The sequence below is a fragment of the Methylacidiphilum sp. Yel genome (assembly GCF_004421185.1).
Classification (GTDB): Bacteria; Verrucomicrobiota; Verrucomicrobiia; order Methylacidiphilales; family Methylacidiphilaceae; genus Methylacidiphilum.
On sequence record NZ_LXQB01000001.1, the window covers coordinates 1 to 12,146 of the forward strand.

Here is a 12,146-nt window from a genome sequence, read left to right on the forward strand (position 1 = left end):
CCGATGAGAGTGTCAGGGTCTATCAAAACCTCAACACCCTCATCGGAGAGCTTGCCCTGGCTAAATCTGGTCAGTTATCTCCAGGAATCCCCTGCCTTTAGGCATGGGGAGGATGTCAAATAAAACTAAATACTAATACTATAGTATAGAAACAACTCGACACCCGTGGCATGAAAAGCCTGCGCCAAAACTGAACAACCAAAGTTCTTTTTCTATTGGCTGGGATTCAATTCCTTTTTGAAAGGCGAACATAACCGATGGACTGCTCATATTGCCAAAAGCTTTAAGAACTGCCTCGCTCTCTTCGAATTTTCCACTAGGCAAGGCTTTTCTTAATTCGGTCAATACCTCTTTCCCTCCCGGATGAGCAATGAGCCTTTTCGAATCAGTTTGCGCATGCTTTTCAAATCTTTTATAAAGTTCCCATACCGCTTCAGTGGCAAGCACAGGTACCGTTCGATGAAGTTTATTCCGAAGCTTGCCAAAAGCATTTTCGAACCGAAGCTTCTCTCGATTTTTTGGAATATGTAATGAAGAAAAATCTTTGCAATGCCATCCTAAACCCTTTTTCGTATGGTGCCATAGGGTGGTATTGACCCCATCGGCAAAAATACAAAGGCTAACCAGACATCCTGGATCATCGTCCACATAGAAAGCCGTCGAAGAAAGTTCTACGGCAATGGCAGCAGCATAGCAATCTGGGTTTTCTTTTAGAAAACCTTTGACCGAATACAGCATAGGGAGAGCTGCTCCGCAGCCATGGCCTACGATATCGATTAAAAAACTATCCGGTCGCATTCCCACTTTCTCTGCAATGTGACTGGAAAGGCCTGGACAAAGATAACCCGTGCAGGTACAAACAAAAAGGGCGTCCAGTTCTGTGGCCTTGAGTCCAGATTGATCCAGCGCAGCTTTGAGGGATTTTGCAGCCAGTGCAGGAGCCAATTTTTCAAAGGCCTTGTTTAAAGCTTCTGCCGACATCTCAAAGACTGACTCGATAGGGTCCACAGCAAAATACCGGCGTTCAATCCAGCTATCTCCAAGTAGAATTTTTTTTACTAAATCCAAAGAAGCCTCTTTGAGGGTTTTAGCCGCTATAGACTGGCTAAAGATTTCCCAGCATTCAGACTGCGTATAACCATGCTCTGGGACCATGGAGCAGATAGATTGAAGTATCATAGTCTCTTTATGCATAAAATATAGTCTAGAAGCGGACAGGAGACTAAACGAATTCTTAGATTTTCCCTGTATTAGTCATTAGTAGTTTGACTAAGGCTCCATGGACCTAGTCAAGGTATAAAGAAAGGAAGCGATAGGCTTTTTGATCAGCACCGATTGGAGGGGAGATTGTTTAAAAAGAAGAGGGTGCAAGCAAAGGCCAAGGGTTATCCGAAGGGCAAAGGTCTTTTTCAGTTTTTGGTGGATTTGCCTTAGGGTTTCTGCCCAACTTTTGGAGCCTTGGGCGTAGGCTATGAGGTCATCGAGGGCTAAAGCGGCCGATTCCATAGCCATGGCCATACCGTTTCCTAGGAAAGGTGGGAGCACGCCAAAGGCATCTCCCAGGGCTACCATAGGTTCGGACTTAGTCGGTTGGAATCCAAGAGAAAAAGAAGGAATGGCTACAAAACTCTTTTCCATAAAGTTAGCTTCTTCTAAGTAATGGTAAGGCTTTGCAAGCTGCGATGCATTGAGAAAAGAGGCAAAGAGTTCTTTTTTAGACGTAACCAAAAATTTCTTATTTTTGAATAACCCACAAAGGTTAACGGTGCCATGCCCGATCTTGCAAAGCCCAACGTAGCCGTCTTTGGCTGCATACATTTCCAAATCATGTTTTAATTCAATCCCTTGGAGATGCACTTTAAGCCCGATCCATGGTCCACCAATCCGCTGTTTACCGGTAGCCAAGACAACAGCTTCGTGATAGAGGGTAGTAGGATCGCACCGGGTTTTTGTATACAGACTGCCCCCATGATCCACGAAAAGTTGTGCAAGCTCTGTATCTAACCGTTCTCGAGGGGTTAAATACACAGGCAAAGTGAAGCGAAGAAGGGTTGGTTTGCTATCTCCGATCGATAGACTGGCCGATTGAGCCAGCGGAAACCGATCGAGGATCGGCATGATTCCTAATTGCTGAATTACCCTTTGAGGCAGCCCTGAAAGGAATTCCCCGCAGACTTTTTTAAGCGGATAATCATTTCTTTCGTAGACAGCAACTGGGATCTTGTAGCGACGCAGTCCTATGCCCAAAGCTAAGCCAGCTAGTCCTCCGCCAATGATCGTAATGGATTTCATTTTTTTGTGGCTTCTAACCGGTAAGCTCCCAAGAGGGTTACATCGATCTTATATTGCCACTGCTTGGAACTGAGATTTAAAAGCTCTGGCAGTTCCAATCCCATAAACCCACTCTTGATGCTTAGCCAACCGTCATGAAAGGTTATTTGATTGAGTCCGACTAATCTGAGCAAGAACAGTTCGAAGAGAGAAAGAGAAGAACGGAGTGGTTCAATACAAAAGAGGCAAAGGGCAGAGAGCTGTACGATCCAATTGCCAATGATAGCCAGTTGGGCAGAGGAAAAATGATGCAGCACCATATTGGCTAGTATGCCATGGTAGCTTCCTGGGGCAAAGGTGCCAGTGTTAATCAGATCAAAAAGATCGGTTTGAATCCACGGCCAAGGAGCAGGCCAGTATTGTGGCCTAGGAAACCTATCTATTCCCGTTAGCAACAGATATTTTTGTAACAACGGATCGGCATAAAGGAACCTTCCCATGGACCCATCGCCTGCGCCTATTTCTATAAAGTTTACTGCTCCCTGTAGAGAGACTATTTGCCGAAGCCTTTTTTTAAACCATACAAAATTTCCCATTATATAATTAATTTTCTTTAGTCCTTTTCTTCCTTTTTTAGCCAGATAAGAATCATAAGCCAACTCATCCAGGTATTCCTTTTCTTCGAGTTTTCTTTGCATGAAGCCCCCCCTCTCTTTTTTTCCCTCCAAGATAGAGCTTGCCAACCTTCTTGAAGTTCTCCTACAAAAAGGAGAGTTTTTGACTCTTCAAAAGAAGGAAGGACTAGAGCTTTCTTTCTCTCTCTCTTTTTAAAGATATAGCCTAGAGCAAGGAAAAGGAACAGGAAAGATCTTTTGGCAGGCTGTCTATGCTTCTTTTAAAAACTCATAGAAAAAGCAAAACCCAAAAGATCAGCCTTTAGTGTACCATCCTTGAGTTTTTTTCACGATTGCCACAACAGAGAGCATGACGGGAACTTCGATGAGTACGCCGACAACAGTTGCCAGTGCTGCTCCAGAGTCTAGTCCATAAAGACTGATGGCTGTGGCCACAGCGAGTTCAAAAAAATTACTTGCTCCAATCAGAGCGGAAGGGCCAGCGGCACAGTGAGCCACTTTGAACTTTCGATTGAGCATATAAGCTAAGGCCGAGTTGAAATAGACCTGCACCAAGATAGGAATAGCAAGGAGCAGAATGACAAGAGGGTTATGCAGAATGACTTTTCCTTGAAAGCCGAATAGCAAGATAAGGGTTGCCAGCAGGGCAAAGAGGGTAGGATTATGGAGCAGGGAAAGTACCCTATCGAGCTTTTGCTTCCCTCCCTCTTTAAGAATTCTTGCACGGAGCCATTGACTAAAGAGAAGGGGGATGAGGATATAGAAGATGACTGAGAGCAGTAAAGTGTCCCAGGGCACGTGGAGGGAAGAAACACCAAGGAGCAACCCAACAATGGGAGCGAAAGCAAACACCATGATAGTATCATTGAGAGCGACTTGGCAGAGGGTAAAGTAAGGATCCCCAAGACAAAGATGGCTCCAAACAAACACCATTGCTGTGCAGGGGGCTGCGGCCAATAAAATCAGTCCTGCTATGTACGAATCGAGTTGATCGGGAGGAAGGAACTGGAAAAAGATTTTTTTCAAAAAAAGCCAACCGAAAAAAGCCATGGAGAAGGGTTTAATGGCCCAGTTGACAAGCAGGGTGACAAGCATGCCTCGGGTATGGGTTCTTACCCTGTGGAGAACACTAAAATCGATTTTCATGAGCATAGGGATAATCATGAGCCAGACAAAAAAGCCGACGACCAAATTCACATGCATGAGTTCTATACTTCCAAGGAACTGAAAAAGGCCAGGGAACAATTTCCCTAATCCGATCCCAGCGCCTATACACAGGGCTACCCACAGCGTTAAATACTTCTCAAAAAACCCAATCCCTTCTTTTTGTTCTAAGGGCTTTTCCACCGTTACTTCAGATTTCATAGCAAATATATTATCCATTTTTCTAAAAATATGGAAATATTTTTTTCTTTTTTTCTTAGTTTGTGATCCGCCGTTTTTTTTTTGCTTTTCTGTAGTTTTTAGTAACAATTAGGCTTGAATATTACAATAGTTCCAATAGAATAAAACTATTGTTCGTTTCACCCTTCGCTATGGATAATAAGACGGCTCTTTTGATTTTAAATGCGCTAGCGCATAAAACTCGGATTGAGATCTTCAAGCTGCTTATAAAAGCTGGGGCCAAGGGGAGTTGTCCTGGGGAGCTGGCCGAAAAACTGCAAGTGCCCTTGACAACTCTTTCCTTTCATTTGCATCATTTAAAAAATTCGACGCTTATTGAAGCCACACAGAAAGGCAGGCAGATTGTCTATTGTGCTGATTTTGGAAAGATCGCTGAGTTAATTGGCTATTTGCTCGAAGACTGTTGCGGCAAAGATGTGGAAGCGTTGATTCAATTCTTCTGTAAAACAAAAGAAAAAGGGGAAAGGCCACTTTCAACTGAAAGGCAGAGCTGCAGATGATGTTCCCATTGCATGTTTTGTTTTTGTGTACAGGCAATTCGGCCCGATCGATCATGGCGGAGGCCATTTTAAACCATTCTAGTGGAGGCCGTTTCCGCGCCTATAGCGCAGGGAGCAGGCCAAAAGGACTAGTGCATCCCCTTGCTTTGGAAACTCTCCAATCTCATGGAATTTCCATCGATGGACTACGGAGTAAGCCATTGACTGAGTTTTTGCAAGCCAATGCCCCTGTGATCGATTATGTAGTGACGGTTTGTTCAAGTGCTGCAAAAGAGGCCTGTCCACTTTTTCCTAAAAAGGCGATTGTTGAACATTGGGATTTGCCAGATCCGGCTGCTGTCGAAGGGGATGTAGGCAAACAAAAAGAAGCTTTCCAAGAAATCTTTGACCTATTGCATCAGAAAATTCTCCTTTATTTTCTTAGTCGCTAGGCTCCTTTTGGGTGTGTTTCTTGTTGACCAAACGAAAAATTTCTCGATTCTGAGCTAATAAAAAAAATCTATTTTTCAACAAATGGTTTTATAAACTCAGGATCGTGAAGATTTTAAAATGGAATTGTTCTCCGAAAAACAAGCCGGGGCTTGTATTATCCTTTCCAAGTTCAAGGCTGTTCATCCACTCTTTTTGTCTTTTGTTCTTTTTCCCTCTTTTTTTTTCTCTTTTCGGTAGAAATGCTCCAGAGAATAAAAACAAGAAAGATTTAAATAAGAAAGACTTAATTCTTTATTTAATTCCTGTGCCCTGCAACTATCCAACTTGTTCAGCCCAGTGGATCCATGGCAAGATCTCTCTGAATCAAGAACAAACCGCTCTGCTAGATAAACTTTCTGTCCTCCCGATCGAATCTCCCGACTGGATCGGATGGGTAGAAGGTCGGCACGAAGGAGTCGGAGTGGGGATCGACTATGTTTGCGATCGACTCATAGTTCAGAAAAAGAAAAAAGGGATCCCTCGACAATTAACCCTTACAAGTGCCTATCCGTTCATAGAAGCTTGGCTTTTTTGTCGGATTGAAGGCTTAAGAGACATGGCCGTAGGGCTTCGATCAAGGGATTTCAATGGGCAAATACTGGTGGAAGTCTTTGATCTGGACACAGGCAGAAGGATTAAGGCTGAAGATAAACTGGAAGCAAGCTTTGGGAGGACTGCCTGGGAGCAGCTCCTTAGGGAAGATGTCGATTTTCTGCCCTATGTGTTTCATCATGCAGAGGCTAAAGAAGACTATCCTGTTGCGATAGTCGGCAAGGTGGTGGATGACAGAGAACCTGCAAAAAAGACTACTGTAGTGACCCTCCTCTTTAAAAGCGGTAAAAGAGCCGAACTAAGGTATCCTGGGGTGTGTCGAAATTTTAAGATAGCCCGGAACGGGACGGCAGGATGGATTCGAGAGACTCAAAGTTCAGGGAGTTGGTCTTTCCTCGAATTTTACAAGGCTGGTGACATTTTTTTAAGGATATTTGGCAAATACCCACAATTGATCGACTGGTATTTTGAAAAGGAAGGCCAAGGAGTAGTGTTTGGTTCGACAGAAAAAAACAAGGCTCCTTTCTATGAACGTTACGATTTGACTCTAGGCAAAAGACTCGATTCAGAAGAACAACCGGAGTATGACTGGATAGAACTAAAGCCTTGGGCAAAACCTATTGAATCGGAGGGCAAAACGATTTTTTGGTCGACGCAACTGGAGTTAAAGCCGGGTACTGGCTTGTTTCGATCAGATTCAAAGGAACCTCTTTGGGTTCGACGACAATGATACCGGCATCACTCGCAATGGAATTTAAATAATCGGAAAGTCGTTTGTCTATATAGACCTGATGGTGTGTAGAAGAAGCATGGAGGAAATGAAGAATGCCTTGAGAATCCCTGTAGGCGATTCCGACATGGGAAGTATAGGAATGGAGATGGTGCGTAGTAATGGCAATAATATCCCCATTTTTGATTTTTGGTTCGATTGCCGGGACGGCGGCTTTGGGGATATGATAGACCGGAAGGGCTGAGACCCGCTCTTCTATTTTTGCCATAGCGGGCAAAAGAGTCGGGTTATGACGCAGGTAGCGATATTGGTGCCAACCGACTGTCATTTCCCTTACCTTCCGGTGGATAGGGACGCCACCAAGGCTTCTTGTCTTATCGACCAAAAGCCCCCTTTTTTGATTATCTACAAAGAGTTCTTCTAAAAAATGGATCCTCGAAAGATAGCTCCCAGTGCATTCTCCGTTCCGGTACCTTTCAATTTCGATGAGTTTCAGCAAGGTTTCAGGACTCCAATAGCTTTCGTCATAATGGAGCATTCGGGCGAAAGCTAAACTGATTTCATAGAATGTCCAGCAATCCATGGCCTGGAAATTTACCGAAGGCGATTCAATCTGATCATCTATTTCAAGGGTATAATGCTGGTAAGGAGTACCCACTAAATAAAGACCTATTCGGACGGTTCTTTCACCTAAAGGAAGGGCTGCTAAGCCTTCTTCTTTGGCAAAGCGTAGGAGCTTCTCAAAGGTATCCATGCCCACGAAGACCCTGGAAAAAGGAAGACAAATCTTTCCATACGCCGGAAAAAGGAGGAGGAAAAGGGAGAAAAGAAAAGGGAAAATAAGTTTTTTTTGGACCTTTCCCACTCTTACAGCCTATGCCGCTTAGAAAAAATATCAACTAAAATAATTGAGATTAAGGGTTGGGAAAAGATTGTCGGTATATTCACAGTATTCGAGCAAGCTTTTGTTAATCTTTTGTTGGATAATTCCCTCGCAGAGTTCTGAAAAACGGTTCAGATGGGTAATGACTCGTAAAAAGGCATATTCTTTAGCAGTGGCCTTACTGATCAGAAAGGGCCAGTCGCTTGCTTGGGCAAGCAATAGCTCTCTTGCTGCCTGTTTCAAAGATCGAACAGTTTGTTTATTGCCATTTTTATATTTTCTGACGAGTTCCACTAGAAGATAAGCGGCCTCATGCAAATGCTGATAGATAAAATCGTTCGTTTCATTAAGCCACATTTTGGAATATCCCTCGAGTCCCCAAGACGAATAGGTCGGACGGCAGATCTGCTGGGTAGGATAACGTTGGAGATATGCTAAAGGAGTGGTTAGCTCAAGGATTTCGCTCTGATGCGCTTTCTTTATTAGTTCTTTTAAAAAAAGCGGGCCTTCGAACCACCAATGACCGAAGAGTTCACAGTCGAAAGGACAAAGGAGAATGGGCTTAGTGAAAGTAGGGAATAGAGGGGCTGTTTTTTTAATTTCTTCTTCTCTTTTCATGATAAAATTTTCGGCATGTTCCTTAGCTCTTTCCTGGGCTTTTTTGGGATCATAGAGCGCCTTTTGTTCAGTTTTTCCTGTAATCCTGTGGTATTTGATACCTGTAAATTTCCTCTGTCCGGTAGGCAGGATATAGGGTCTAATGTACTCGAGGTCGGATTCAAAACCTAAATCCCAGTAGAACTCTCTATACACAGGATCTCCGGGATATCCTTCTTGAGCGCTCCATACTTCTTTGCTTGAAAGAGAGTCACGGCCAAAGGCAGCCGGACCAGAAGGAGTGTAGATTGGGGCAAAAAGCCCTAGAAAGGGACGAGGCTCAGAAAAAAGTAGGCCATGCGCTTCCAGAACAAACCAGCGGATTTCGGCAGATTGAAGGAAAAATTCAATTCCTGGATAATAACCGCATTCGGGCAGCCAGAAGCCTTTAGGATAGGTCTGGAAGGAGTCAAAAAAACTCTCAATAGCCACAAAAATTTGGGCGTTAACCGCCTGTTCTGGATTTTTTAGCAGCGGCAAATACCCGTGTGTGGCCGAAGAGGTGGCCAGTTCTAAAAGGCTTTTTTCTTGGTATTTTTTAAACTGGCCAAGAATATCTTCAGCATACGCTTCTGTAAAACTCTTCCAGACATTCTGAAATCTTTCCTTATAAAATTTCGCAAGCATCAATCTTTCAGGATCAGTTGCGGCATACCGCTCTATTTCTTTAGAGCAAAGCTCGATCCGTTGTAGAAGGTAGCGTTTGTAGCGTTGGATAAGCAGGGGATCCTTTAGCATGGCACAGAGGGTTGGACTTAAGGAAAGGGTCAGTTTACACCGAATCGCCCCCTGATAAAGTTCTTCAAGTATCCACAAAAGCGGAATATAACATTCGGTGATTGCTTCAAAGAGCCAATCTTCTTCTAAAACCTCCTCCTTATCAGGATGACGCACAAAGGGTAGGTGCGCATGCAGTAGCAATGCTAGATAGCCCAGAGGGGATGATTTCATTAGCAATCTCTAGCTGTAAGCCAATAGCCTTTAAGAGTCAAGGAGAAGGAAAAAAGGATAGAGCATCCGGGAAAGGTCGACTGAAACGGGAAAAGAACAAAACGAGCTTTTCTGTCTGTAGATTTTCTTGGTCAAAGGCTTCAATGGGAACTTCATAAATGCCATCGGCAAAATCGAACCGAAAAGTAAAAGAGCCATCTTCAGCTATTTGTATTTTTTTATTGTCGACTTTTAGGAGGGCATTTGGGGAAGTTTTGCCTCGGATAACAAGTTCAACTTCTAGTTCCAAAGGAAAATGCCGGGTTTCAGAGGGTTCATTCTGTGGGAACGATCCCTCTTTTGTTTCAAATCCAAAAGAAGCAGGCCAAAGGAACTGGAGAGGAAAGTCTTTGAGTTGGAACCACGGAAAGAATTCAAAGCTAGAGAATTCTTTTAGGGGAGCAGAAGGGGGAATGGGAGAAGCATACGAACTAGTTAATGAGGAGTCTTGGGGGAAGAGAAAATTTTGAATCGCATCTAGAAAAGAGAAAAGATCGCTTGTTTGTTCTGAGGATTGGATCACAGATTCTTTTTCAGTGAGGAGCTGGTGGATTTTCGGAGGAGGAAGCTCAAAGGCCTCGGCGAGGGTTTCTTTTTTAATGCCTTTTTTTGTGGCTTTTTGGATAAGCTTTTGAAAAGAAAGCTGTGGGGGGAGTGTTGCCAGTCTTATTTCGTTTTTTGCAGAGAAAGAAAGAGCAGGGGTATGAGCTTCGGGAGATTTGGCAATGAGGATAAAATGCGTACTGCTGCTAATATAGAACCCAATTTCAGCATGGTAGCGGGTGTTGGGTTTTGCTTTAGTATAATAGATTCTATGCGTTGACTCTTCTAATGGCAGTTCTGCTTCCAATTGAGAGCCATTACTAACCAACCGAAATACCCAACGGCTCTTTTCGAAAGCCCTGAAGGCATTTTGATCCATAATCCAGTAGGCATGTAAGGAATGTGGGTCTACTGCAAAAAGATAGAAAAAGAGCTGTTTTCTCCCAGTCTTTGGAAGCGAAGCAAGAATATGAGGAAAAGAAGAGGGTTGGGCTGCGGTAGATAATTGGGTTTCTTTTTGCGTTTTTCCTTGACCTTTGGAGCTGAAAACTGCTTTGGTCTTTAAAAGAATATTCTTTTTAGCTCCATGTGGTAAAGGAGGGTGGCTGGGAGTAAAGTGTTTTATTTTTTTTCCAGTTTTTTTCGACATATTATTGAGATCCACAGTCTAATAACTTGAGGAAGGAAAAAGAATACTTATTTTTGATGATTACAACGCCCATGGAATCCAAAGTTACTTAATTAAAAAAAAATTTTGAATTTTTTTTTCCTATAAACAAAAAGACTTTTCTATCGACGAAAAGCTAAACCATTAAAAAGGGAGAATGTGATTAAGTCAATGAACACTTTTCGTTATCGAAAAGTTTTACTCCTTTTTTTCTTGACTTTTTTCTTTTTAAAGGTTGAGCTTTATGCTCCATTGGTCTGGAGACCAGGAGAAGGTTGGGTGGATGAAAGTACAGGAACGGGTCTTTCTGCTTCCAGTTCCAGGGATCAGCTCAATTTAGCCAAAAAGTTTGAAGAAGCCAAAGATTATGACAACGCCTTGAAAGCGTATCGGATTCTCATTAGGAAATGGCCCTATGCAGTGTTTGCTCCCGAAGCACAATTCCGTATTGGACAATGTCTAGAAAAAAAGGGGGATTTTCTTGGAGCCAATAAGGCCTACGATCGGATGATCCAGAAATATCCTTCATCAAGTTTTTTCGAACAGGCGCTGGAAAGAAAATTGGCTATTGGTAATCTTTATCTCGCAGGTGAACCCAAACGGTTGTTTAATATCCCCATGGGTTCCGGACTGGATATCGCAGCGGATATTTTTGAAAGCATTATTCGGGCGGCTCCTTATGGTCGTTTTGCTCCACAGGCAGAATTTCAGCTTGGCTTGACGCGGATTAAACAAAAAAAATTTACCGATGCGATCGCAACTTTTAATCGTCTGCTTGATAAATATCCCAATCATTCCCTAGCGGATGATGCCCAGTATGAAATTGGGTATACGTGGTATATCGCCTCACAGGCTGCTGAATACGATCAGAGTGCAACCGAAAAGGCGATTGAGGGTTTTGAAGATTACATTGTTCGGTATCCTTCGGGGGATAAGGTAGAAGCGGCTAAAGCCCATATTGCCGAACTTAAGGGAAAGTCCACTTTGGGCAGTTTTCATATTGCCCAGTATTATGAAAAGGCTAAAAATTTCAAAGCCGCCTACATTTATTATAGTGATGTGATCAAACAGAACCCCACCTCGGATCAGGCAAAAATTGCTGAGCAAAAAATTATCCAACTGCGGCCTCTGGTTGCCAAAGATTTGGGATTGCCTTCTTTAACCTCTAATCCCCCTTCTGCGCCTTCTCCCAATGGGAACGCCGCTTCTTCTTCCTCTGAAACCCAGCAAACGAAAGGAACCCCTTAATGACACATCGAAGAGCGATCTTTTGGCTATGGATTGTGGGTTTTTTCTTTTGTATTGGTGTTGTTGGATGTTCGGGTGGGTACCGGCTTGGTAGTATTGGCGGACCAGCGATTCAGGGGATCAAGACGATTTATGTCCCGACGGTGAAAAACAAGACGGTTATTCCGGGGTTGCAATCGATGGTGACCAATGAGATCATCAGGGCTATCGATAATGATGGGACCATGCAAACATCTAGGAATGTTGATGCGGATGCTGAACTAGATGTGACAATTGTAGATTTCAACAGAGTCATCCTCAGGCCTGAAATTCTGGATCCTTTTACTACCGCTGAATACAAGCTCATTATTACTGCTTCGGTCACCTTAATTAATAGGAAGCTTGGCAGAGCAACGATAAAGGGGGCTCAGGTCAGCGGCTCTTCCTATTATTTTACCCAAACAAACATGCCTGAAGCCCAAAGGCAAGATCTTCCGTTAGTCGCAGAAGATTTGGCCAATCGGATCGTTAATCTATTGACAGAAGGCTGGTAAATATTCTGAATAACTGAGCCTTTGGAGATCCAGAACGCTCTTGCTTTTTTTTTCTGCGAAAG

At 43.3% G+C, this 12,146-nt stretch carries 12 protein-coding genes; 5 read left to right on the top strand and 7 right to left on the bottom strand.

Annotation, left to right across the window (positions count from 1 at the left end; genetic code table 11):
* Positions 1 to 138: 138 nt before the first annotated feature.
* The 4 genes from A7Q09_RS00005 to arsB all read right to left on the bottom strand — a co-directional run bounded on the left by A7Q09_RS00005 (position 139) and on the right by arsB (position 4,271).
* Positions 139 to 1,179, bottom strand: coding sequence for a naringenin-chalcone synthase (locus A7Q09_RS00005; RefSeq protein WP_244228412.1), 1,041 nt, complete (start codon positions 1,177 to 1,179; stop codon positions 139 to 141).
* Between the two features lie 90 nt (positions 1,180 to 1,269).
* Positions 1,270 to 2,292, bottom strand: a complete 1,023-nt coding sequence (locus A7Q09_RS00010) for an NAD(P)/FAD-dependent oxidoreductase (RefSeq protein WP_134389284.1) — start codon at positions 2,290 to 2,292, stop codon at positions 1,270 to 1,272.
* Positions 2,289 to 2,969 (bottom strand): class I SAM-dependent methyltransferase, encoded by a 681-nt coding sequence (locus A7Q09_RS00015; RefSeq protein WP_134389285.1) that lies wholly within the window; start codon positions 2,967 to 2,969, stop codon positions 2,289 to 2,291. Before A7Q09_RS00015 ends, A7Q09_RS00010 begins: the two co-directional genes overlap by 4 nt.
* Positions 2,970 to 3,200: 231 nt before the next feature.
* Complete coding sequence (gene arsB / locus A7Q09_RS00020; RefSeq protein WP_208526644.1) at positions 3,201 to 4,271, bottom strand: ACR3 family arsenite efflux transporter; 1,071 nt, start codon at positions 4,269 to 4,271, stop codon at positions 3,201 to 3,203.
* Positions 4,272 to 4,441: 170 nt separating this feature from the next.
* Here arsB and A7Q09_RS00025 point away from each other — a divergent pair, with 170 nt between their 5' ends.
* From A7Q09_RS00025 to A7Q09_RS00035, 3 genes are all read left to right on the top strand, one after another.
* Positions 4,442 to 4,810: a helix-turn-helix transcriptional regulator gene (locus A7Q09_RS00025; protein WP_134389286.1), complete on the top strand. Its 369-nt coding sequence runs from the start codon at positions 4,442 to 4,444 to the stop codon at positions 4,808 to 4,810.
* The gene (locus A7Q09_RS00030) at positions 4,807 to 5,241 is read left to right on the top strand and encodes an arsenate reductase ArsC (protein WP_134389287.1); all 435 of its coding nucleotides are present in this window, start codon (positions 4,807 to 4,809) and stop codon (positions 5,239 to 5,241) included. Before A7Q09_RS00025 ends, A7Q09_RS00030 begins: the two co-directional genes overlap by 4 nt.
* Before the next feature lie 104 nt (positions 5,242 to 5,345).
* Positions 5,346 to 6,563, top strand: a complete 1,218-nt coding sequence (locus A7Q09_RS00035; protein WP_134389288.1) for a hypothetical protein — start codon at positions 5,346 to 5,348, stop codon at positions 6,561 to 6,563.
* On the opposite strand, the gene A7Q09_RS00040 is transcribed toward A7Q09_RS00035, so the two are convergent.
* From A7Q09_RS00040 to A7Q09_RS00050, 3 genes are all read right to left on the bottom strand, one after another.
* The gene (locus A7Q09_RS00040; protein ID WP_244228414.1) at positions 6,451 to 7,317 is read right to left on the bottom strand and encodes an N-acetylmuramoyl-L-alanine amidase-like domain-containing protein; all 867 of its coding nucleotides are present in this window, start codon (positions 7,315 to 7,317) and stop codon (positions 6,451 to 6,453) included. The genes A7Q09_RS00035 and A7Q09_RS00040 overlap by 113 nt on opposite strands.
* Positions 7,318 to 7,458: 141 nt before the next feature.
* The gene (locus A7Q09_RS00045) at positions 7,459 to 9,054 is read right to left on the bottom strand and encodes a glycoside hydrolase family 57 protein (RefSeq protein WP_134389290.1); all 1,596 of its coding nucleotides are present in this window, start codon (positions 9,052 to 9,054) and stop codon (positions 7,459 to 7,461) included.
* 37 nt (positions 9,055 to 9,091) lie between these two features.
* Complete coding sequence (locus tag A7Q09_RS00050) at positions 9,092 to 10,285, bottom strand: DUF4912 domain-containing protein (protein ID WP_134389291.1); 1,194 nt, start codon at positions 10,283 to 10,285, stop codon at positions 9,092 to 9,094.
* 189 nt (positions 10,286 to 10,474) lie between these two features.
* On the opposite strand from A7Q09_RS00050, the gene bamD reads away from it, so the two are divergent.
* A complete protein-coding gene (bamD, locus tag A7Q09_RS00055; RefSeq protein WP_134389292.1) occupies positions 10,475 to 11,551 on the top strand; it encodes an outer membrane protein assembly factor BamD in 1,077 nt (358 codons plus the stop codon).
* Entirely contained in the window at positions 11,551 to 12,084 is a 534-nt protein-coding gene (locus A7Q09_RS00060; RefSeq protein WP_134389293.1) for an LptE family protein, read from the top strand. The genes bamD and A7Q09_RS00060 overlap by 1 nt, the downstream gene beginning before the upstream one ends.
* The last annotated feature ends 62 nt before the right edge of the window (positions 12,085 to 12,146 follow it).

Coding starts and splice junctions, on each gene's coding strand:
- A7Q09_RS00005 (WP_244228412.1), bottom strand. CDS start 1,179: ATGATACTTCAATCTATCTGCTCCATGGTCCCAGAGCATGGTTATACG.
- A7Q09_RS00010 (WP_134389284.1), bottom strand. CDS start 2,292: ATGAAATCCATTACGATCATTGGCGGAGGACTAGCTGGCTTAGCTTTG.
- A7Q09_RS00015 (WP_134389285.1), bottom strand. CDS start 2,969: ATGCAAAGAAAACTCGAAGAAAAGGAATACCTGGATGAGTTGGCTTAT.
- arsB (WP_208526644.1), bottom strand. CDS start 4,271: ATGAAATCTGAAGTAACGGTGGAAAAGCCCTTAGAACAAAAAGAAGGG.
- A7Q09_RS00025 (WP_134389286.1), top strand. CDS start 4,442: ATGGATAATAAGACGGCTCTTTTGATTTTAAATGCGCTAGCGCATAAA.
- A7Q09_RS00030 (WP_134389287.1), top strand. CDS start 4,807: ATGATGTTCCCATTGCATGTTTTGTTTTTGTGTACAGGCAATTCGGCC.
- A7Q09_RS00040 (WP_244228414.1), bottom strand. CDS start 7,317: ATGGATACCTTTGAGAAGCTCCTACGCTTTGCCAAAGAAGAAGGCTTA.
- A7Q09_RS00045 (WP_134389290.1), bottom strand. CDS start 9,054: ATGAAATCATCCCCTCTGGGCTATCTAGCATTGCTACTGCATGCGCAC.
- A7Q09_RS00050 (WP_134389291.1), bottom strand. CDS start 10,285: ATGTCGAAAAAAACTGGAAAAAAAATAAAACACTTTACTCCCAGCCAC.
- bamD (WP_134389292.1), top strand. CDS start 10,475: ATGAACACTTTTCGTTATCGAAAAGTTTTACTCCTTTTTTTCTTGACT.
- A7Q09_RS00060 (WP_134389293.1), top strand. CDS start 11,551: ATGACACATCGAAGAGCGATCTTTTGGCTATGGATTGTGGGTTTTTTC.